Source organism: Polaribacter litoreus (genome assembly GCF_054584775.1).
This window is the reverse complement of record NZ_JBTLRD010000013.1, coordinates 25,270-44,231: the sequence shown is the minus strand read 5'-3', so window position 1 is coordinate 44,231 and position 18,962 is coordinate 25,270. Positions and strand designations below refer to the sequence as shown.

Genomic DNA, 18,962 nt, shown 5'->3' with positions numbered 1-18,962 from the left:
ATTTTTTATAATGAATAAAGGTACCGTAAAATTTTTCAATGAATCTAAAGGATTCGGATTCATCACTGAAGAAGGAACAAACAAAGAACATTTTGTACATGTGTCAGGTTTAGTTGACGAAATTCGTGAAAACGATGACGTTGAGTTTGACTTGAAAGAAGGTAGAAAAGGATTAAACGCAGTAAACGTAAGAGTATTATAATATATATTTTATTACACTAGTTAATTTTTATCTAGAAGCCTATCAAAATTTGATAGGCTTTTTTTTATCTAATATTACATCACTAAGCAAATACTTTTTAACCTGAGTTTGATAAAGCTTTTTATGTTGATAACGGTTTAATTTACTGAAAAACAGCAAATTTTATTTCAAACATTACTATGATAAAAATATATTTTTATTAAAAGTAGTTTGCGAAGCAAATAGTGTAGTTGAGAAATCTCAAATTTAAATTAAGATTTCTCCATTTCAGTTGAAATGAAACTCGTTTCAAAGAATAAAAATGATAATATATTAATAATCAGTGATTTTTGAAACGAACTCTCGTTATTTAAGATTATTTTACCAAAATTTTTATTTCGTACAGCTTTCTACTTTTGTTGTTTAAGTGATGTTCTCTCAGCCAAGGATTATAAATTTTAAACTCTTTATAATTCATCCCAAATTTTTTTGCAAAAGCAGTAATATCTGTAATTGCGGTATCCACTTTAACTGTAGTTGTTTTATTCAAGTGATATAAATCTTCTTTTTCAAAAACAAAACCATATTTTTTTGGATTGCTGATAATTTCTTTTAATGCTAAAATTCGAAAAACATAACGTTCAGTTTCATCTGGTAATTTTGCATCGTAATAATTATTCACTTCTTGAGCTTCAATTCTTCTAGAAATACCATAGTTACCAGCATTGTATGCAGCAGCAGCCAATGTCCAAGAACCAAAGCGATCGTAAGCTTTTTTTAAATATTCAGCAGCAACTTTTGTAGATTTTTCAATATGGTATCTTTCGTCTACATTTCTATTAATCTCCAAGCCGTATTCTTTACCTGTTTGTTTCATAAAGTGCCACATTCCTGCAGCGCCAACAGTAGAAGTTTCATCTGTAAAACCACTTTCAGCCAGCGCCAAAAATTTAAAATCATCTGGTAAACCATATTTTTCTAATAAAGGCTCTAAAATTGGAAAATATTTATTAGCTCTTTTTAACAATAACAAACCATTAGATTGCCAATAGGTGTTTACCAATAATTCTCTTTCCATTCTTTCACGAACATCAGGTATTTCTACAGGAACTCTTTCGCCTGCTAAATTTAAATTTTCAGGTAATTTTAAAGCTTTTATTTTGTAGTTTTTATGAGTGTTTACAATGGGTTCAACAGTTTCTTTGTTTATACCATTCATAAAAAGTACTGTAATAAAAATAATACTTAAAATAGATAAAATTCGTAGTGCTTTGTTCATAATCAAATTAATTTCTTATTAGCATAAAAGTAATTAATTCAATTAGTTTTAACAAGTTAAACTTGTATCAATAATCGTTGAAATTTCTTTTGCCTTAATGATAATCATAGAGTGATTTCCATTTTTAACTTTTATACAATTCTGTATGCTTTTAATAGGAAAAATTTCATCTTTTGTGCCGTGAATATGAGTAATGTTTTTTAATGGTTTTTCTTGATCCCAATTAATAGCATTATGAATGGCCCATTTGATATAGTCTTTATTACGAACAGATAAGTACTTTTTGTACAATTTGGCTTTTCTTTCTAACGATTTGCCAACAAAAAATTTAGCATAATTTTCAAAATTGCTAACAATTTTAGTAGGAAAAAGCTTATAAATTTTGCTTTTTGCTGCAATTTTAAAACGCTTTGGAAGTTCTTTTTTTGATTTTACACTCGAAATAATGATGATTTTTTGGACATCTATAAACTTACTCATTTCTTGAACTATAATTCCACCAAAAGAAACCCCAACTAAAACAGGGTTTTGATGTTCAATTTCATCGGTCATTCGCATTGCATAATTGGCTATAGTTTCTTTTATAGATAAAGGTGCCAACCAGGTTAAATAATGCAACTCATAATAATCTTTAGAAAGATTTAGATTTTCAAAAATTTCTGGACCTGCTGCTAATCCAGGCATTAAATAAATATGAGTTTTAGACATTTATCAAACTTAAGATATTAAATTCCATACTTTTAAAAGTACCACTTTAGTGCTAAATTACAAAGCAATAGTTTCTTCCACAAAATCAAATCGCACTAAACCATCATCATCAATTTTGGTTAAAGTAACATTGTGTAAAGTATTTACCAAATCAGGGTTCCAAGGCGTTTTCACTTTTACATAGTTTTCCGTAAAGCCATTAATGTAGCCCTCTTTATTTTCATTTTCAAACAATACTGTTACTGTATTCCCTAATTGCGATTCGTAAAAAGCACGTCTTTTTTTAGCAGACAAACCACGCAACATTTTACTACGTTTTGCTCTTGTTTTTTTAGGTACAACACCATCAAAATCTACAGCTTCTGTATTTGGTCTTTCAGAATAGGTAAAAACGTGTAAATAAGAAATATCTAACTCGTTTAAATAATTGTAGGTTTCTAAAAATAGTTCATCTGTTTCTCCAGGAAAACCAACAATTACATCAACCCCAATACAAGCATTTGGCATTACTTTTTTAATTTTAGCAACTCTATCTGTGTAAGTTTTACGTAGATATCTACGTTTCATTTTCTTTAGCAAATCATCACTACCAGATTGTAAAGGAATATGAAAATGAGGTACAAAAGAATCTGAATTTGCAACAAATTCTATGGTTTCATCATTTAATAAATTTGGTTCTATAGATGAAATTCGTAAACGATGAATGCCATCAACCTTATCCAATTCTTTTACCAATTCTAAAAAAGTATGTTCGTGTTTTTTGTTTCCAAATTCACCTTTTCCATAATCGCCAATATTAACACCTGTTAAAACAATTTCTTTAATGCCTTTTGATGATATTTCTTTGGCATTGTTTATTACATTCTGTAAAGTATCGCTTCTAGAAATTCCACGAGCTAAAGGAATTGTACAATATGTACATTTGTAATCGCAGCCATCTTGTACTTTTAAAAAAGCGCGAGTTCTATCGCCAATTGAATAAGAACCTACATAAAAATCGGCATCAATAATTTCGCAAGAATGCACTTCACCAACATCATTTTTAGTTAAATCGTTAATATAACTGGTAACATTAAACTTTTCTGTAGCACCTAAAACCAAATCTACGCCATCTACAGCAGCCAATTCTTCTGGTTTTAATTGAGCATAACAGCCCACAGCAATTAAAAAAGCCTCATCGTTTTTCTTTAATGCATTTTTTACAATCGATTTAAAACGTTTGTCTGCATTGTCTGTAACAGAGCAAGTATTAATCACATAAATATCGGCTGTTTCTGTAAAATTTACACGCTCAAAACCTTCATTTACAAAGTTTCTAGCAATAGTTGATGTTTCAGAAAAATTTAATTTACATCCTAAAGTATAAAAAGCTACTTTTTTATCTGCCATCATTCCTGTACATTTACTCGATAATCGAGGTTTTATATTTTTTTAATAACCCCTATTTTTTTATTAAAATAAAGCTTATTAAAATGATTTTTTAATTCTGCAAATTTACAACATTATTGATGATTTTTGAGACACAAAGGCTACTTATTAGGAAACTGAATTTAGAGGATTTAGAACCTTTTCATCAATTAGAAAGCAATTCTACAGTTTTAAAATATGCAACAGGAGAAGCGAAAACTCTTTCTGAAAATAAAAAGGAATTAAAAGATTTAATCTCTAGATACAATAAGCATTTAAACGATTTTTGGATTTATGCTATCGAAAGAAAATCAGACCAAAAATTTGTAGGTACTTTAGCTTTGGTAAAAGACAATATTGATGATGAAATAGGATATCGTTTTTTAGAGAAATATTGGAATAATGGTTATGGTTTTGAGGTTTGCAAAGCAACAATAGCCTATTGCAAACAAAGAGGAATTAAAAAGTTAGTGGCTTATTGTGTAGATGAGAATATCGCATCAGCAAAGATTTTAGAAAAGTTAAAGTTTAAAATTGTAAAGCATTTTATAAGTGATGATATTAAATTGCCAGAAACTAAATACGTTTTAGAATTATGATTGTTGATACTTTAAAACCTCCTTACTATGCTGTTATTTTTACCACAATTTTAAATGATAATTTAGAAGATTATCTAGAAACTGCTGAAAGAATAGAAGCTTTAGCAAAAGAACAAAAAGGCTTTCTAGGAATAGAATCTGCAAGAAATACAATAGGAATTACTGTTTCTTATTGGCAAACATTAGCAGATATTACCCATTGGAAAAATAATATAGAACATACAGAAGCCAGAAATTTAGGCAGAGAAAAATGGTACAAACAATACCAGTTAAGAATCTGTAAAGTGGAACGTGAATATGGTTTTAAGAAATAGTTAAATTTTTAAAAATCTAAAAAATTTTCTCTTTAAGTTTTGCTTTTAACTTTTCTGGGATATTTTTAGGAAAAGCTCTATCTCCATGCAAAACATCTACCATAATATCATTAAAAAGTTGCCCGTATTTATTTAACAAATATATTCTTACAGGGTTGTTATGATAAAAGAATTTAGCCAACAAAGCTCCTGATTTTAATTCATACAATAATTTAATATCTAATTTTTCTAAATAGATTTTTTTAGCTAAGTTTCTATTTAGTTTACTTTCTATAATAGCTTCTGCAGCATATTTTCCGCTTAAAATGGCATTAGAAATTCCTTCTGCTGTAATAGGTTCTGCAAAACCAGCAGCATCTCCAATTAAAAAAACATTTTGCTTTACAAAACCATCTGTTCTTGGTTTTACTGGTATTTGAAAACCGTGAGCATCTTCTTTTATAATTTCTTGAATACCCAAGGTTTTCAAATACTTTTTGTAATATTCTTTTAAATTTATTTTTCCTTTTTTAGTCGTTAAAACGCCTAACGATAAATGATTTTTCTTCGGAAAACACCAAGCATAACCATAAGGTACAGCATCAATATCAAAACGAGCATTTTTAGAAAGTCGTTCAAAATCTTCTTGCCCAACTTCAACTTCATACTCTAAAGCCGGTATTAGTTTACGCGTATCTTTTTTCCAACCCGCCATTTTTGCAGTCGGACTTAAAACACCATCTGCAGCAATTACAAAATCAGCTGAAATATCTCCTTTAGAAGTTTGTAAAATGGCTTTTTCATCAACAAAATCAATTGCTAAAAGTTTATGATCTTCTAATAAGGTTACTCCGAATTCTTTTGCTTTTTCAACAATTAAGTTATCAAAAGCATCACGCATTATCATAGTGATAATAGGTGTCTCTTTTTTAGAATAGTAACATTTTTCGTGATTATTAAAATAAGTATTAACCTTACAAAACTCACGTTCAACAACTTCAGCAATATCAAAAGGCATTTCTTTTTTACCTCTATTTACAAAACCACCACCACAGGTTTTATACCTTGGTAAGGTTTCTTTTTCAATGATTACTGTATGAATTCCTTGCTTTCCTAAATGAAAAGCAGTTGATGCTCCAGAAGGCCCACTACCAATAATTGCTACAGTAAAATGTTTCATAGAAAAGATATCTTTTTGCGAATATAAAGCTTTACCAGTTTATTTTTGCTTGAATAGGAAAGTGGTCTGAATTTTTTTCGGAAAAAGAGGTAAATTTATTAATGATTGCATTATTATCAGTTAAAATAAAATCGATTCTCATAGGAAACCAATAATCGAACGTTTTTCCAAATCCTGTTCCAGCTTCAATAAAAGCATCTTTTTTATTTTTTGAAATTTGGTTGTACACCCAAGAATATGAAGTGTTATTAAAATCGCCACCAATTATTTTTTTACCTTTCCATTGTTTTTCATGAGCTAAAAATAGTTCTGTTTGTATTGCTTGTTTTACAAAACCGTCTTTTAATCTTTCTATTAATTTCCTTGAGTTTTCTTGACCAAAATTTTCTTTTTCTGGTCTTAAGTGTAAAGATTGTAAGTGAAAATTATAAACTCTAATGGTGTCTTTTTTCTTAACAATGTCTACAAATATGATATCATTGGCGGTATTTTTAAAGTTTAAAGAACCTTTATTTATAATTGGAAATTTTGAAAAAATAGCCAATCCAGCTTTTTTACTTTTAATGTTAGATTTAATATAGCTGTAAGGATATTTTAAATTATTTTTTTCCTCATCATAATTTTCTTGAACTAAAAGTAAGTCTGGTGAGGCTTTTTTTATAAAATCTTTAATTAATTGTGATGAGTTTTTATTGTCAGTCCAGTTCCAATAATTAAAAACTCTTACATTATAACTCATTACTTTAAGATCATCATTTAAAGAAGATGTATTTCCAAAAAACTTGTAAATATCCGGAATTAAAAACCAACCAATAGTTAATATTATTGTGGATAACAGAAATTGTTTTTTTAAGCCAACCAACCAATAAAACACAAAAGCAATATTAATTAGAATGATAACAGGGGCTAGTAAACTAAGAATAGCAAAAGAAGGAAAAATTTTTGGAGATATGTAAGGTAATATATAAGAAAGCAACAATAGCGTAGCCATCAAAGAATTGATGATGTATACAATTTTATTGATAAATGATAATTTTTTCACAGCTGGGGAATTGTTCTTTTATTATTTTTTCCCTTGTCGAAACAGAAAGTCTTTTTCAGCTTTGCTTAAGGTATCATAGCCAGATTTACTAATTTTATCTAAAATTTTATCTACCTGTTGTTGATTTAAATCTGGACTCGATTTTCTTTTTTCTTTAGATTTATATACTGTTTTTAAAGGCGATTTCTTATTTCTTTTGAATAAAGAATTTAAGCCATTAAACCAATTTATTTCTTTGTTACTTGCTTTGTTTACATATAAAAAACCAAATAATGCACCACCTAAATGCGCAAAACTTCCACCAGCATTGTTTCCAACAAGGCCAATAATATCTAAAAGAATCCAAACTGCGGTTACCTGCCAAAGCTTAACATAACCAATTAACGGAAATTTTAATTCGTAATTTGGCATGTAGGTAGCAATTCCTAAAAAAATAGCAGAAATTCCTGCAGATGCACCTACTAAATAAGAGTTTTTTCCTTCAAAAAGTGGAAAAAAACTTTGGCTAAAAATATATAAAACTCCCCCAAAAAAAGTACCTAGAATATAAAAATTTAAAAGTTGTTTTTGCGAAAAAAATTGAATAAACAAGTTACCAATAAAATACAAAGCAATACAATTGAATAAGATATGAATAAAACCAGCATGTAAAAATCCGTAAGAAATAATAGACCATGGTTTTGTAAATAAACCACTTAACGTGTCATCTAAAGAAAACCACTCAGCAATAAAATTCATATTACCTGCATAAGGTTTTTGAAATAAGCCAGCTAAAACCGTTAAAATAAAAACCCCAATATTAATTAAAATTAATTTTTCTATAATATTACCAGTAATATATCTTCTTTTTATGTCGTCTATAATACTCATTAGTTAATTTTAAATTGATTTTGTTTCCAATACCAAGCAATTATAAATCCTATTAAAGCACCACCAATATGTGCAAAGTGGGCAACATTTCCAACGGAATATTTTGTCATCCCAAAAAATAAATCACCTAATATCATTATCGGAATAAAATATTTTGCAGCAATAGGAACTGGGAAAAAAATCAACATTAATTTAGCATCTTTAAAATACAAACCAAAAGCCACTAAAATACCATATACAGCTCCAGATGCTCCAACAGCAGGAGTATGATAAAGCCCATAAAATTTAATCATTTCCTCAGTAGATAAAAGAATTCTAGGGTCATTATAACTACCAATATCTAAAATATTTTGTATTTGTGTATTAGAAAGTCCAAAATTTACCAATTGCTCATAAATACTATTAAATTGATAATAGTTTACTAAAGTATAAATTAAACCTGCACCTATACCAGCAGAAAAATAGAAAAATAGAAATTTTTTCTTTCCCCACATTTGTTCTAATGGTGTACCAAATGCCCATAAACCATACATATTAAATAAAATATGCGGAAAGCTTGCATGCATAAACATATGAGTAATGTATTGCCAAAATCCAAAATGTTGGTTTTTTGGAAAGTGTAATGCAAGTATATTAGTAAAATCTAATTGTAATAATTGTGGTGCAATAAATAGAATTACATTAATTATAATTAAATGCTTTATGGCGTCTGTAAGTCTATTCATGTTTAGCTATTAAATAAGTTGTCTATTTCGTTTAATGTTAGGGTTTTAAAAGTGGGTTTTCCAAAAGGAGATATGGTTGGTTCTTTACACGAAAATAAATTATTTACCAAGCTTTCTTGTTCTTTTTCAGAGAGTTGTGTTCCTGTTTTAATTGATAATGTTTTGGCAAATGATTTGGCCATAACATCAAAATGACTAAAACTAGTATCTGGCACTTCTAAATTAATATCATTTAATAATTCTTCTAAAATAATGGTGATTTTACTTTCTGTTACCGAAATCGGAATTCCCTTTATAGTAACACTATCTTTGGTAAATTCATCAAAAGAAAAACCAGCATTTTCTAATTCTGATTTTATGGTATAAATCATTTCTATTTCTTGTGATGAAAACGATATTTTTACTGGAAATAATAATTGCTGACTATTCGCTTCTTTTACAGTAATGCTTTCTAAAAACTCTTCATATAACACACGTTGGTGTGCAGAAGATTGATGAATTAACACCACACCAGATTTTATCAAACTCATTACATACTTTCGTTGAATTTGAAACGTTTTCTGTATTTTAACTTCTTGTTGATTTTCAAATAAGTCTTCTTGCTTGTGCTCATCTATAATTGCAGTAGACGTATATAATGATTCCCAGCTTTGGGTATGTTGTTCTTTTTTAAAGTTATTTTGAGGTTGTTTGTTTTGTGTTTCTTTAAAAGGATTAAAATTTGGATCTACAGTAATTTTTGGAGTAGCTGCTGATGTAGATTTTTTATTGTAATGATAAGGTGTATCTAAATTGGCATCTCTGTTAAAATCTAGAACAGGTGCAACATTATATTGTCCTAAACTGTGTTTTACAGTGGCTCTTAACATCGCATACAAAGCCTTTTCATTATCAAACTTTATTTCTGTTTTTGTAGGATGTATGTTAATGTCTATAGTACTTGTGGGTACAGTTAAATACAAGAAATATGATGGGTGAGCACCTTGCTCTAACAAACCATCAAAAGCAGTAACAACTGCATGATTTAGGTATGCACTTTTTATAAATCGATCATTTACAAAAAAGAACTGTTCACCACGTTTTCTTTTGGCAAACTCTGGTTTAGCCACAAAACCTTTTATATCTAAAATATCTGTTTTTTCATCAATAGGTACTAATTTTTCATTCATTTTGCCACCAAAAACAGCCACAATACGCTGTCTTAAATTACTGCTTTTTAAATGATATACCTCGTTGTTATTATGATGTAGTAAAAAAGCAATATTTGGGTGTGCTAAAGCTACTCTCTGAAATTCATCAACAATATGTCTGGTTTCTACAGTATCAGATTTTAAAAAGTTTCTTCTAGCAGGAATGTTATAAAACAAGTTTTTAACAGCTAAACTTGTGCCTTTAGCTGTTGAAATAAAGTCTTGACTAATTACTTTACTGCCTTCAATTTTTAAACAAGTTCCAAGTTCTTCTTTTTTTTGTTTGGTTTTTAACTCTACATGGGCAATAGCTGCTATAGAAGCCAAAGCTTCACCTCTAAAACCTTTGGTACACAAATTAAATAAATCTTCGGCTTTTTGAATTTTAGAAGTGGCATGTCTTTCAAAACACATTCTTGCATCAATTGTACTCATGCCTTTACCATCATCAATAACTTGAATTAGGGTTTTACCAGCGTCTTTAAGTAATAATTTTATGCTAGTTGCACCTGCATCAATAGCATTTTCTAACAACTCTTTAACTACAGAAGCAGGTCTTTGCACGACCTCTCCTGCAGCAATTTGATTTGCTACATGATCTGGTAAAAGTTGAATGATGTCTGACATTAGTTAGTTATAAATATTGATAGGTCAAAATCAATGATATATAAAAAAATAAAGACTAAAATAAGAACAATATAAATGATGGTTTTGTTAAAACCTTTTTCGCCATTTTTTAAATCATCAACAGCGTCGGAAAATTTTGCTTTTATTCCTTTATTCTTTCCAGCTGTTTTTCTAAACTTGTCGAGCTTATGCTCAATTTTGTAAGGATTTCCTTCTCCTTTATAATAACGAGGTTGGTAATCGAATTGTTTATGTGTTCTTTTTAAAAATCCCATAGTTTTTGTGATAATTGGTGAATATTGCTTTAAGAAAAACAATTATTGTACCAATTTTAAAGCTTATCAAAATTAAAAAATTTAAAGCAATACATCAAAAAATGATGTTAAAAGTATTCTTAAAAATCCTGCAAGGTTTTTAAAACCTTGTAGGTTTGTGTATTGGATTAAATTTATGGATGATTTCTAATAGGCTAAAGAAATCTTATAGTGTAAATTTTTTATGAATATTGCTGAATACTTTTTAATGTTATTTTATTAAAAACCAATACTATCAGAAGTTCTGTCTATGTTTTTTAAAGCTGCCATTTTAACTGCAGCTACTGCACATTCAATGCCTTTGTTACCTAGTTTACCCCCAGATCTGTCTAAAGATTGTTGTTTTGTATTGTCTGTTAACACGCAAAAAATTACAGGAACATCATATTTTACATTTAAGTCTATAATGCCTTGAGTTACGCCTTCGCAAACAAAATCGAAATGTTTGGTTTCTCCTTGAATTACGTTACCAATGGCAACAATAGCATCTACTTTTTGAGTTTGAATCATTTTTTTACATCCATAAACCAATTCAAAACTACCTGGAACATCCCAAGAAATAATATTATCTTCAGTAGCACCACAGTCTAAAAAAGCTTCAATAGCGCCTTTTTTTAGATTTTGAGTAATCTCTGGATTCCATTCAGAAACAACAATCCCAAATCGAAAAGGTTTCGCGTTTGGGATTGTTGCTTTATCGTAATAAGATAAATTGCTTGTTGCCATATATTCGAGTTCAGAGTTCAGAGCTCAGAGTTTTTGAGTTAGAGTTTTACTCCTAATTCATAACTCTTAACTCATCACTATTTTTTAGCATATTTTGCAGCATTTATAAATTTTTCAACATCTCTACCTTGTTCAGATTTTGAGTAGCTTTCTTGAATTCTAGTAAACATTTCTTCAGCTTTACTGTAATCTTTTAATAACATTGCAGTTTGTCCTGCTTTATATAAAAATAGAGGTGTTGTAAATTCATTATCTTTTTTATTAGCCGCTTTTTCGTAATACTCTAACGCATCTTCTTGTTGGTTGATATCTGCAAAAGCATCACCAATAGCACCCAAAGAAACAGGGCCTAACATTTCATCATCAGAATCAAATTTGCTCAAATACTCAATGGCTTTGTCGTATTGCTTTAGTTGTAAATAAGAAACACCAGCATAATAGTTTGCTAAATTTCCTGCGTCAGTACCGCTAAATTTTTCAGCAATATCTGTAAAACCATACCTACCATCTGCACCTTCTAAACCTAGATTTAACAATGAATCAACACCTGATCCTGCAGTAGCAGCTTCATCAAAATATTTTCTTGGAAAAGCCAATTCATTAGATGCGTCTAATTCATTTGGTTCAACTATGTATTTATTATAGCCTAAATAGCCTAAAAAGACAACCACAACCACAACCAAACTACCAAATAAAACCTTGCTGTTTTTTTCTATCCATTGCTCAGATTTAGAAGCAGTTTCATCTAAAGTATTAAATACTTCTGCAGTGGTGCTATCCATATTATCTACTTGTTGTTCTTCAACCTTATTTTTTGGTTTGTATCCTCTCTTCTTGTATGTTGCCATATTTCCTTAAAAATTAGTGGCGCAAAAATAGTTTTTTTAATTGGATTTTAAAAGCGCTTATTTTGCAAAATTTTCAATAATTTGCAAACTGTTTTCAATCTTCAAATATATTTATGTATTTACAGAAAATTTCAGTAGTCAATTTTAAGAATATCGCATCTCAATCTTTTGATTTTCAGGAGAAAATAAATTGTTTTGTGGGAAATAATGGTGTTGGAAAAACTAATGTTTTAGACGCAATTTATTATTTGTCTTTTACCAAAAGTTATTTTAATGCTGTTGCTGTTCAAAATATCAAACACGGCGAAGGTTTTTTTATGATTGAAGGAGAGTATTTATTGAATCGTAGAAGCGAGAAAGTTATTTGTAGTCTTAAAAAAGGACAAAAAAAGGTATTAAAAAGAAATAATAAAGCTTACGCAAAGTTTTCTGAGCATATTGGTCAATTTCCTCTGGTAATTATTTCTCCTGCAGATAGAGATTTGGTTATCGAAGGTAGTGATACCAGAAGAAAGTTTATAGATGGTGTAATTTCTCAACAAAACAAAACGTATTTGCAAGACTTAATTGCATATAACAAAATATTAAGTCAACGTAATGCCTTGTTAAAATATTTTGCTGCAAATAGAACTTTTGATGCTTTAAATTTAGGTGTTTACGATGAACAATTGACTACATATGGAGCAAAAATTTACGAAATACGGAAAGCCTTTTTGGCTACTTTTATTCCTATTTTTAATGATAAGTATCAAATAATTTCTGGAGATAAAGAGCAAGTAAACCTTAATTACAAAAGTCAGTTACACGATTTTTTGATGGAAGATTTATTAAAAAAATCTTTAGAAAAAGATAAAATTTTACAATACACTACCTCAGGAATTCATAAAGATGATTTGAGTTTTGAGATAGGAGAGTACCCTATTAAAAAGTTTGGGTCTCAAGGGCAACAAAAATCGTATTTAATTGCTTTAAAATTGGCGCAGTTTGAGTTTATTAAGCAACAAGCTAAGGTAATACCAATCTTATTGTTAGATGATATTTTTGATAAATTAGATGAAAATCGAGTGTCGCAAATTATAGATTTGGTAAATAATGATGAATTTGGACAAATATTTATCACAGATACGCATGCAGAACGTACAGAAAATATCTTAAAACAAGGCGATAAGGCATATCAAATTTTTAAATTGTAGGTAATTAAGTTTCAAAATTACAGAGCTGTAAATTATCAATTTTTTAAAATACCCAACAGCCCAACAACCCAACAATCTAATAGTCTAAAAATTCCAAAAAATGGCAAAAAGAGAAAACGATTCCTTTTCAATTGAAGATTTGATGAAATCTTTTATCAAAGAAAATAACTTAACAAAAGGAATGCAAAAAATTAAAGTGCAAGAAACTTGGACTAAAATGATGGGGCCAGGGGTTGCAACACACACTACTTCTGCGCGTTTACAAAACAAAACACTTATTGTTCAATTAAATTCTTCTGTTTTAAGAGAGGAGTTAAGTTATGGAAAAGATAAAATAATTAAAATGATGAATGAAGAACTCGGCGAAGAAGTTATTACTAAATTGATGTTAGTTTAGTAAATATATTATAAAAAATATGGAAGCTGTTTGAAAAGTATTAAAACTTGTCATTTCGACTGCAATGAAGAAATCTTATTTATTGATAATTGAATACAAAGATTTTTGACTTTGCTCAAAATGACATCCAAAACTACTTTTCAAACAGCCACATTTTTTATGAATTGAATGCTGTTAATTTTGAGAGGGTTCAGCTTGTGGCTCAGGTGCTTTTAAGCCTAATTTATCCATCACTAATGATGTAATGTCGTATTTTTCATCAATGTAAGCAAACTGATTTCCATTTTTATCTAAAATTAAAGTGTAGCCTTTTTCTTTTACAACTTCTTGTATAGCATTATTTAGTTTTTTATACAATGGTCGCATTAATTCTGCCTGTTTTAACTGCATCAACTGACTACCGTTTTTCTGATATTTTTGAATATCTTGTTCTAAAGCAGATAGTTCTTTGATTAATGTTTTTTTCATTAATTCGCCCATTTCTTTTTCCTTTTTTCTAAAATCGGCAACTCTATCTTGATAGTCTTTCATTTTTATTGAAAAAGAAGAATCTAATTTAGCCCCATAAGATTGTGCTCTTTTAATAACAATTTTTGCTTCTGGCATTAAATTGATGATATAATCGTTATTAATAATGCCTGTTTTTGTTTGTGCAACAGAAATGGAACTAATAAATGCAATAAAAAAAAGTGTGATTTTTGATTTCATGGTTTTAAATTAAGATGCGCAAATATATAAAAGCGAATGGTTAACCAAAATCTAAATGACTTAAAAAGCGTTAATTTTTCTAGAAATGGTTGAGATAATTTTGTTAATGTCAGTTAAATAATCAAACCAAAGTGTTTCTGGATCTTTTTTAAACCAAGTTAATTGTCGCTTTGCAAAACGTCTGGTATTTTTTTTGATTTCTGAAACTGCAAAATCTTTGGTAAACTCACCATCAAAATAAGAAAATAATTCTCTATACCCTACAGTTTGTAAAGCATTTAAATTTTTATGTTCATAAAGTTTTTTAGCTTCTTCTAATAAACCGTTATTCATCATAATATCTACTCTTTGGTGTATTCTGTTATATATAATATCTCTATCTGCGGTTAACCCCACCTTTAAACTCTTAAAGTTTCTTGGTGTTTTGGGTTTATTTTTAAAAGTAGAATAAGGAGTTTTAGTGCCAATACAAATTTCTAATGCTCTTATTATTCTATGAGGATTATCTATTGCAATAGTATTGTAAGTATCAATATCTAACACTTTTAATTTTTTTTGAAGCGATTCAATTCCTTTTTCGTGCCACTCTTTAGTTAAATCAATTCTGATTTGCTTGTCTACATCAGGAAAATAATCTAAGCCTTTTAAAACTGCATCTACATACAAACCACTACCACCAACCATAATTTGAACCGGATTTTTTAGAAATAAACCTTCTAACTTTTTTAAAGCATCTCTCTCAAATTCGCCAACATTATAACTCTCAAAAATACTTCTATCTTGTATAAAATGATGTTGAGCAGCAGCCAACTCATTTGGTTCAGGTACAGCTGTACCAATGGTCATTTCTTTATAAAACTGTCTAGAATCGCAAGAAATGATATCACTTTTAAAATAATTGGCCAATTGAATGCTTAAGGCAGTTTTACCTATTGCTGTTGGCCCAACAATGGTAATTAAAGTATTGTGTAATTTTTTTGTCATGGATTTAAAATACTTCCGCAGTTGTAACAATATATTGCATTGTCTTTATGTTTTTCTTTTAAACAGTTAGGGCAGGCTTGGGTGTTATTTTCATGTTTTGAATTCTTTGTCATTTCAGAACTTACAATACCCGTAGGAATAGCAATAATAGCATACCCTAAAATCATAATAATACTAGATATAAACTGCCCTAAAGGAGTTTGAGGGGCAATATCACCAAAACCCACTGTCGTTAAAGTAACAATTGCCCAATATACACTTCTAGGAATGCTTGTAAAACCATTGTCTGCACCTTCTACCATGTACATAATGGTGCCTAAAATGATACAAATAATGATAACAAAAAATAAGAATACAGATATTTTTGCCTTACTAGATTTCATAGCCACCAAAAGATGGTTAGAAGCACCTACATATCTAGTTAGTTTTAAAATTCTAAATACCCTTAACAATCGTAAAGCTCTTAAAGCAACTAAATGTTGAGAACCTACAAATATAAACGATAGGTATTTGGGTATTGTTGACAGTAAATCGATGATACCGTAAAAACTAAAAATATATTTTGTTGGTTTTTGTATAGAAATAACTCTTAACACATATTCAATAGAAAAAAGGATGGTTATAATCCATTCACAAAGATTAAGGAAATTGTGATATTTTTTATCAAAACTATCAACACTTTCTAACATTACTAAAAGAATACTTGCAATAATAGCTATTAGTAAAACCACATCAAAAAGTTTGCCTTCTGGTGTATCAGCTTCATAAATAATTTCATGAAGGCGTTGTTTCCAAGAGCTTTTTTTTGTCATTTCTTTTAAAATAATATTAATTTTTCAGTACAATATTACAATTATTTACTGAATTTGAGGTTTTTTTACCTTCTTTTTTCCCTTTGTTTATAGGGGGTTGTAATTTATTTTCAAAAAAATAGCACTTTTTTAAAACCGTACTTTACATATCCTCGTAAGTATTGGTGAGATTCAATTAATAATTTAAAAACTCACACAATGAAAAAAACAAAAATTTTAGTAGCAACCGTTTTCGTATCGATTATTGGTTTAATTACAATTGCAGCAGATCATATTGATGCTCCTGCAACCAGTGGAACATCAGCAGACATTACAGACTTTTATGCTTTTCAGGGAGAAAACACAAACAATATTGTATTTGTTGCTAATGTACAAGGATTATTAAGTCCTACTGCAACAGCAACTGCCTCTTTTGATGAAAATGTAATGGTAGAATTTAACATTGATACCAATGATGATAAAGTAGAAGATTTGGTTATTCAAGCCATTCCCAGAGATGGAAAAATGTATTTCTTTGGGCCTTATGCACCATCACAAACAGGTTTAAATAGTACAATTAATGAAATGGCTACAAAATCAATGGTTGCTATTTCATCTTCATCAGCAATAACATCAAGTCAAAACGGAATGCAATTTTTTGCAGGCCCAAGAGATGATCCTTTTTTTATGGATTTTGCACAATATGGCGAAATTATAGCAGGAAATGCAACAGGTTTCAATAGCCCAGGTACAGATACTTTTGCGGGTACAAACGTAATGTCTATTGTAATAGAGGTGCCAAAAAGCCAAATAGGAGGTTCAGGAACCATAAACACTTGGGTAGAAGCAAAAGCAAAACAATAAAAACTAACAACTAATTTAAAAGATCATATTATGAAAATTTCAAAAATAAAATATATTACCATCGCAGTTTTTTCGCTATTTATTATCAGTTGTAATAATAATGATGATGATATGCCAACAGAACCTACTGTAGATTTTTCAGGAACCTTTGTGCAAAAAGATCAAATGGGTAGACCAGCAGTAAATACTGTTTTCGTATCAGCAGCAAGTAAAGATGACTTTAATACAACAATACCTTCTGAGCAAGGTGCAATGTTTCAATCGATGTTTGAAACTAATTTAACAGGATTAAGCCCTGCATATGCAAATTCAGGAGATACAAATGCATTAGGATTAGATGCACCAAGCTTTACAGGCTTATTAGCAACTGATGTTTTAAATGTGTCTTTAGACGGTACAACAACTTTTTATGATGGTACTAACGTTTTAACAGGTAGAGCTTTAGCAGATGATGTAATAACCGTTGAATTGTTATTGATTTTTGGTGGAGAAGATTTCTCTGAAAACCCTAGTTTATCTGACGATAATGTAAGTGCTAATGATAAAGATTTTTTAACATCATTTCCTTATTTAGCTTCACCTTGGCAATAATTTAAGGCTTTTTTAAAAAAGCTTTGTACTGGCGTAAGTTGGAAGATTTACGCTAGTTTCACCCGAAAACATCCTCTAAAAAACAAAACTGGTGTGTTTAGCTTCGCGCCAGTTAATTAAAAACCATTACAACTACAAATCATGAAATATATCCAACTTATTTTAGTATTTGTAACTTTTGTATCCATAAATAGTTGCAATACTCATAAAACCAAACAAATAACAAATTCAAAAGACTATGAAGCTTTTTTACAAATTAAAACCAATAGCGCTTTAAACAATACAAAATCTGAGTTAGATTTCTGGGAAAGTAAATTAAAAAATACACCAAATCAATATCCATATTATTCAAAGATTGCCACAGCAAATTCAAGAATTTTTCAGTTAACAGGAGATATCAATCAATTAAAAAAAGCAGAGTACAGTTTGCAAACTCTTAACCAAAAAACCAATTTCAAGAATTCTGGATATTTAAGAAGTTTAGCAAAAAATTATATTTCTCAACACCGTTTTAAAGAAGCTTTAAAGTTATTACATAAAGCAGAAAATGTAGGAGAAAAATTACAACAAACTCAATTTATGCTAATTGATGTGCATTTAGAATTGGGCAACTACAATAAAGTAGAAAAATATTTATCAAAAGTAAAAAACCTAAAAGATTTTGATTATTTAGTACGTCTTTCAAAATATAATGACCACTTAGGCAATTTAAACAATGCGATTAACTACTTAGAAAAAGCTTTACAAATTGCAAAATCATCTAATAATAAAAGTTTAGTGCAATGGAATTATACAAATCTTGCAGATTATTATGGCCATGCAGGTAGAATTGCAGACTCTTATAATGCCTATTTAAAAGCCCTAGCAATAAACCCAAATAATAGCTATGCTAAAAAAGGAATTGCTTGGATTGTGTATTCTTATGAAAGAAATCCAAATGAAGCATTACGAATTTTAGAAACCATCTCTAAAGAAAACGCATCACCAGATTATCACTTATTAAGAGCAGAAATTGCTAATTTTGTTGGCAATAAATTAGAAGAAAAAAAGCAAATAAAAAACTACTTAATTAAAGTGAAAAACAAAAGCTACGGAGCAATGTATGCAAAATACAATGTATTGTTATTTGCAGATGATGATTCTAAACGAAACAAAGCATTAGAAATAGCAAAACAAGAGGTAAAGGCAAGACCAACAGCGCAATCTTACGATTTATTGGCTTGGGCACATTATAAAAATGGGAATGCAAAAAAAGCTATAGAAATTTCAGAAAAATTTGTGTTGGGGCATACTTTTGAGCCAGAAGCATTATTACATACAGCTTATATTCTAAAGGCTAATGGGAATCAAAAACAAGCCAGAGAAATTAAAAAAGAATTACTAGGAGCCATCTATGAATTAGGGCCACTTTCTGAACAACAAATTCATAATATTTAACGGTTTTA

Annotated in this window: 20 protein-coding genes and 1 pseudogene; 7 read left to right on the top strand and 14 right to left on the bottom strand. The window is 29.3% G+C overall.

Going from position 1 to position 18,962, the window contains the following annotated elements:
* Positions 1 to 10: 10 nt before the first annotated feature.
* Positions 11 to 202, top strand: coding sequence for a cold-shock protein (locus tag ACW9UN_RS12400; RefSeq protein WP_397446816.1), 192 nt, complete (start codon positions 11 to 13; stop codon positions 200 to 202).
* Positions 203 to 557: 355 nt separating this feature from the next.
* Here ACW9UN_RS12400 and ACW9UN_RS12395 read toward each other — a convergent pair whose 3' ends face one another.
* Genes ACW9UN_RS12395 through mtaB form a run of 3 tightly spaced genes read right to left on the bottom strand, consistent with a single transcriptional unit; the run spans position 558 to position 3,560 of the window.
* On the bottom strand, positions 558 to 1,460 hold the full coding sequence (locus ACW9UN_RS12395; RefSeq protein ID WP_459486612.1) for a lytic transglycosylase domain-containing protein: 903 nt from the start codon (positions 1,458 to 1,460) through the stop codon (positions 558 to 560).
* Positions 1,461 to 1,508: 48 nt separating this feature from the next.
* Complete coding sequence (locus ACW9UN_RS12390) at positions 1,509 to 2,168, bottom strand: alpha/beta hydrolase (RefSeq protein WP_459486611.1); 660 nt, start codon at positions 2,166 to 2,168, stop codon at positions 1,509 to 1,511.
* Between the two features lie 57 nt (positions 2,169 to 2,225).
* Positions 2,226 to 3,560 carry a tRNA (N(6)-L-threonylcarbamoyladenosine(37)-C(2))-methylthiotransferase MtaB gene (gene mtaB, locus ACW9UN_RS12385; RefSeq protein ID WP_459486610.1) on the bottom strand — a complete coding sequence of 445 codons (1,335 nt, stop codon included), beginning with the start codon at positions 3,558 to 3,560 and terminating at the stop codon, positions 2,226 to 2,228.
* Positions 3,561 to 3,676: 116 nt separating this feature from the next.
* Here mtaB and ACW9UN_RS12380 point away from each other — a divergent pair, with 116 nt between their 5' ends.
* Complete coding sequence (locus ACW9UN_RS12380; RefSeq protein ID WP_459486609.1) at positions 3,677 to 4,174, top strand: GNAT family N-acetyltransferase; 498 nt, start codon at positions 3,677 to 3,679, stop codon at positions 4,172 to 4,174.
* Positions 4,171 to 4,488, top strand: coding sequence for an antibiotic biosynthesis monooxygenase family protein (locus ACW9UN_RS12375; protein WP_459486608.1), 318 nt, complete (start codon positions 4,171 to 4,173; stop codon positions 4,486 to 4,488). The genes ACW9UN_RS12380 and ACW9UN_RS12375 overlap by 4 nt, the downstream gene beginning before the upstream one ends.
* 16 nt (positions 4,489 to 4,504) lie before the next feature.
* Here ACW9UN_RS12375 and ACW9UN_RS12370 read toward each other — a convergent pair whose 3' ends face one another.
* From ACW9UN_RS12370 to ACW9UN_RS12335, 8 genes are all read right to left on the bottom strand, one after another.
* Positions 4,505 to 5,647, bottom strand: a complete 1,143-nt coding sequence (locus ACW9UN_RS12370) for a geranylgeranyl reductase family protein (RefSeq protein ID WP_459486606.1) — start codon at positions 5,645 to 5,647, stop codon at positions 4,505 to 4,507.
* 31 nt (positions 5,648 to 5,678) lie between these two features.
* A complete protein-coding gene (locus ACW9UN_RS12365; protein WP_459486605.1) occupies positions 5,679 to 6,689 on the bottom strand; it encodes an endonuclease/exonuclease/phosphatase family protein in 1,011 nt (336 codons plus the stop codon).
* 21 nt (positions 6,690 to 6,710) lie between these two features.
* Positions 6,711 to 7,559, bottom strand: a complete 849-nt coding sequence (locus tag ACW9UN_RS12360; protein WP_459486604.1) for a rhomboid family intramembrane serine protease — start codon at positions 7,557 to 7,559, stop codon at positions 6,711 to 6,713.
* Positions 7,559 to 8,284 (bottom strand): rhomboid family intramembrane serine protease, encoded by a 726-nt coding sequence (locus ACW9UN_RS12355; RefSeq protein ID WP_459486603.1) that lies wholly within the window; start codon positions 8,282 to 8,284, stop codon positions 7,559 to 7,561. Before ACW9UN_RS12355 ends, ACW9UN_RS12360 begins: the two co-directional genes overlap by 1 nt.
* A gap of 2 nt (positions 8,285 to 8,286) precedes the next feature.
* A complete protein-coding gene (gene mutL, locus ACW9UN_RS12350; RefSeq protein WP_459486602.1) occupies positions 8,287 to 10,101 on the bottom strand; it encodes a DNA mismatch repair endonuclease MutL in 1,815 nt (604 codons plus the stop codon).
* Positions 10,101 to 10,376 (bottom strand): riboflavin synthase subunit beta, encoded by a 276-nt coding sequence (locus ACW9UN_RS12345; protein WP_459486601.1) that lies wholly within the window; start codon positions 10,374 to 10,376, stop codon positions 10,101 to 10,103. Before ACW9UN_RS12345 ends, mutL begins: the two co-directional genes overlap by 1 nt.
* Positions 10,377 to 10,634: 258 nt before the next feature.
* Entirely contained in the window at positions 10,635 to 11,141 is a 507-nt protein-coding gene (ribH, locus tag ACW9UN_RS12340) for a 6,7-dimethyl-8-ribityllumazine synthase (protein WP_459486600.1), read from the bottom strand.
* A 77-nt stretch (positions 11,142 to 11,218) separates the two neighbouring features.
* Positions 11,219 to 11,989 (bottom strand): tetratricopeptide repeat protein, encoded by a 771-nt coding sequence (locus ACW9UN_RS12335; protein WP_459486599.1) that lies wholly within the window; start codon positions 11,987 to 11,989, stop codon positions 11,219 to 11,221.
* Between the two features lie 113 nt (positions 11,990 to 12,102).
* Here ACW9UN_RS12335 and recF point away from each other — a divergent pair, with 113 nt between their 5' ends.
* Positions 12,103 to 13,182 carry a DNA replication/repair protein RecF gene (gene recF / locus ACW9UN_RS12330; protein WP_459486598.1) on the top strand — a complete coding sequence of 360 codons (1,080 nt, stop codon included), beginning with the start codon at positions 12,103 to 12,105 and terminating at the stop codon, positions 13,180 to 13,182.
* A 100-nt stretch (positions 13,183 to 13,282) separates the two neighbouring features.
* Positions 13,283 to 13,579 carry a DciA family protein gene (locus tag ACW9UN_RS12325; protein ID WP_459486597.1) on the top strand — a complete coding sequence of 99 codons (297 nt, stop codon included), beginning with the start codon at positions 13,283 to 13,285 and terminating at the stop codon, positions 13,577 to 13,579.
* A gap of 174 nt (positions 13,580 to 13,753) precedes the next feature.
* Here the strand turns inward: ACW9UN_RS12325 and ACW9UN_RS12320 are convergent, their stop codons facing one another.
* Genes ACW9UN_RS12320 through ACW9UN_RS12310 form a run of 3 tightly spaced genes read right to left on the bottom strand, consistent with a single transcriptional unit; the run spans position 13,754 to position 16,083 of the window.
* Positions 13,754 to 14,287 (bottom strand): OmpH/Skp family outer membrane protein, encoded by a 534-nt coding sequence (locus tag ACW9UN_RS12320; RefSeq protein WP_459486596.1) that lies wholly within the window; start codon positions 14,285 to 14,287, stop codon positions 13,754 to 13,756.
* Between the two features lie 60 nt (positions 14,288 to 14,347).
* Positions 14,348 to 15,271, bottom strand: coding sequence for a tRNA (adenosine(37)-N6)-dimethylallyltransferase MiaA (gene miaA / locus ACW9UN_RS12315; protein ID WP_459486595.1), 924 nt, complete (start codon positions 15,269 to 15,271; stop codon positions 14,348 to 14,350).
* A complete protein-coding gene (locus ACW9UN_RS12310) occupies positions 15,268 to 16,083 on the bottom strand; it encodes an ion transporter (protein WP_459486594.1) in 816 nt (271 codons plus the stop codon). Before ACW9UN_RS12310 ends, miaA begins: the two co-directional genes overlap by 4 nt.
* A 198-nt stretch (positions 16,084 to 16,281) precedes the next feature.
* On the opposite strand from ACW9UN_RS12310, the pseudogene ACW9UN_RS12305 reads away from it, so the two are divergent.
* Positions 16,282 to 17,517, top strand: a pseudogene (locus tag ACW9UN_RS12305) (DUF4331 family protein).
* 141 nt (positions 17,518 to 17,658) lie between these two features.
* Positions 17,659 to 18,954 carry a tetratricopeptide repeat protein gene (locus tag ACW9UN_RS12300; RefSeq protein ID WP_459486593.1) on the top strand — a complete coding sequence of 432 codons (1,296 nt, stop codon included), beginning with the start codon at positions 17,659 to 17,661 and terminating at the stop codon, positions 18,952 to 18,954.
* Positions 18,955 to 18,962: the final 8 nt, after the last annotated feature.

What these genes read in the sequence shown, in the direction of transcription:
- ACW9UN_RS12400 (WP_397446816.1), top strand. Translation starts at nt 11, where the DNA reads ATGAATAAAGGTACCGTAAAATTTTTCAATGAATCTAAAGGATTCGGA.
- ACW9UN_RS12395 (WP_459486612.1), bottom strand. Translation starts at nt 1,460, where the DNA reads ATGAACAAAGCACTACGAATTTTATCTATTTTAAGTATTATTTTTATT.
- ACW9UN_RS12390 (WP_459486611.1), bottom strand. Translation starts at nt 2,168, where the DNA reads ATGTCTAAAACTCATATTTATTTAATGCCTGGATTAGCAGCAGGTCCA.
- mtaB (WP_459486610.1), bottom strand. Translation starts at nt 3,560, where the DNA reads ATGATGGCAGATAAAAAAGTAGCTTTTTATACTTTAGGATGTAAATTA.
- ACW9UN_RS12380 (WP_459486609.1), top strand. Translation starts at nt 3,677, where the DNA reads ATGATTTTTGAGACACAAAGGCTACTTATTAGGAAACTGAATTTAGAG.
- ACW9UN_RS12375 (WP_459486608.1), top strand. Translation starts at nt 4,171, where the DNA reads ATGATTGTTGATACTTTAAAACCTCCTTACTATGCTGTTATTTTTACC.
- ACW9UN_RS12370 (WP_459486606.1), bottom strand. Translation starts at nt 5,647, where the DNA reads ATGAAACATTTTACTGTAGCAATTATTGGTAGTGGGCCTTCTGGAGCA.
- ACW9UN_RS12360 (WP_459486604.1), bottom strand. Translation starts at nt 7,559, where the DNA reads ATGAGTATTATAGACGACATAAAAAGAAGATATATTACTGGTAATATT.
- ACW9UN_RS12355 (WP_459486603.1), bottom strand. Translation starts at nt 8,284, where the DNA reads ATGAATAGACTTACAGACGCCATAAAGCATTTAATTATAATTAATGTA.
- mutL (WP_459486602.1), bottom strand. Translation starts at nt 10,101, where the DNA reads ATGTCAGACATCATTCAACTTTTACCAGATCATGTAGCAAATCAAATT.
- ACW9UN_RS12345 (WP_459486601.1), bottom strand. Translation starts at nt 10,376, where the DNA reads ATGGGATTTTTAAAAAGAACACATAAACAATTCGATTACCAACCTCGT.
- ribH (WP_459486600.1), bottom strand. Translation starts at nt 11,141, where the DNA reads ATGGCAACAAGCAATTTATCTTATTACGATAAAGCAACAATCCCAAAC.
- ACW9UN_RS12335 (WP_459486599.1), bottom strand. Translation starts at nt 11,989, where the DNA reads ATGGCAACATACAAGAAGAGAGGATACAAACCAAAAAATAAGGTTGAA.
- recF (WP_459486598.1), top strand. Translation starts at nt 12,103, where the DNA reads ATGTATTTACAGAAAATTTCAGTAGTCAATTTTAAGAATATCGCATCT.
- ACW9UN_RS12325 (WP_459486597.1), top strand. Translation starts at nt 13,283, where the DNA reads ATGGCAAAAAGAGAAAACGATTCCTTTTCAATTGAAGATTTGATGAAA.
- ACW9UN_RS12320 (WP_459486596.1), bottom strand. Translation starts at nt 14,287, where the DNA reads ATGAAATCAAAAATCACACTTTTTTTTATTGCATTTATTAGTTCCATT.
- miaA (WP_459486595.1), bottom strand. Translation starts at nt 15,271, where the DNA reads ATGACAAAAAAATTACACAATACTTTAATTACCATTGTTGGGCCAACA.
- ACW9UN_RS12310 (WP_459486594.1), bottom strand. Translation starts at nt 16,083, where the DNA reads ATGACAAAAAAAAGCTCTTGGAAACAACGCCTTCATGAAATTATTTAT.
- ACW9UN_RS12300 (WP_459486593.1), top strand. Translation starts at nt 17,659, where the DNA reads ATGAAATATATCCAACTTATTTTAGTATTTGTAACTTTTGTATCCATA.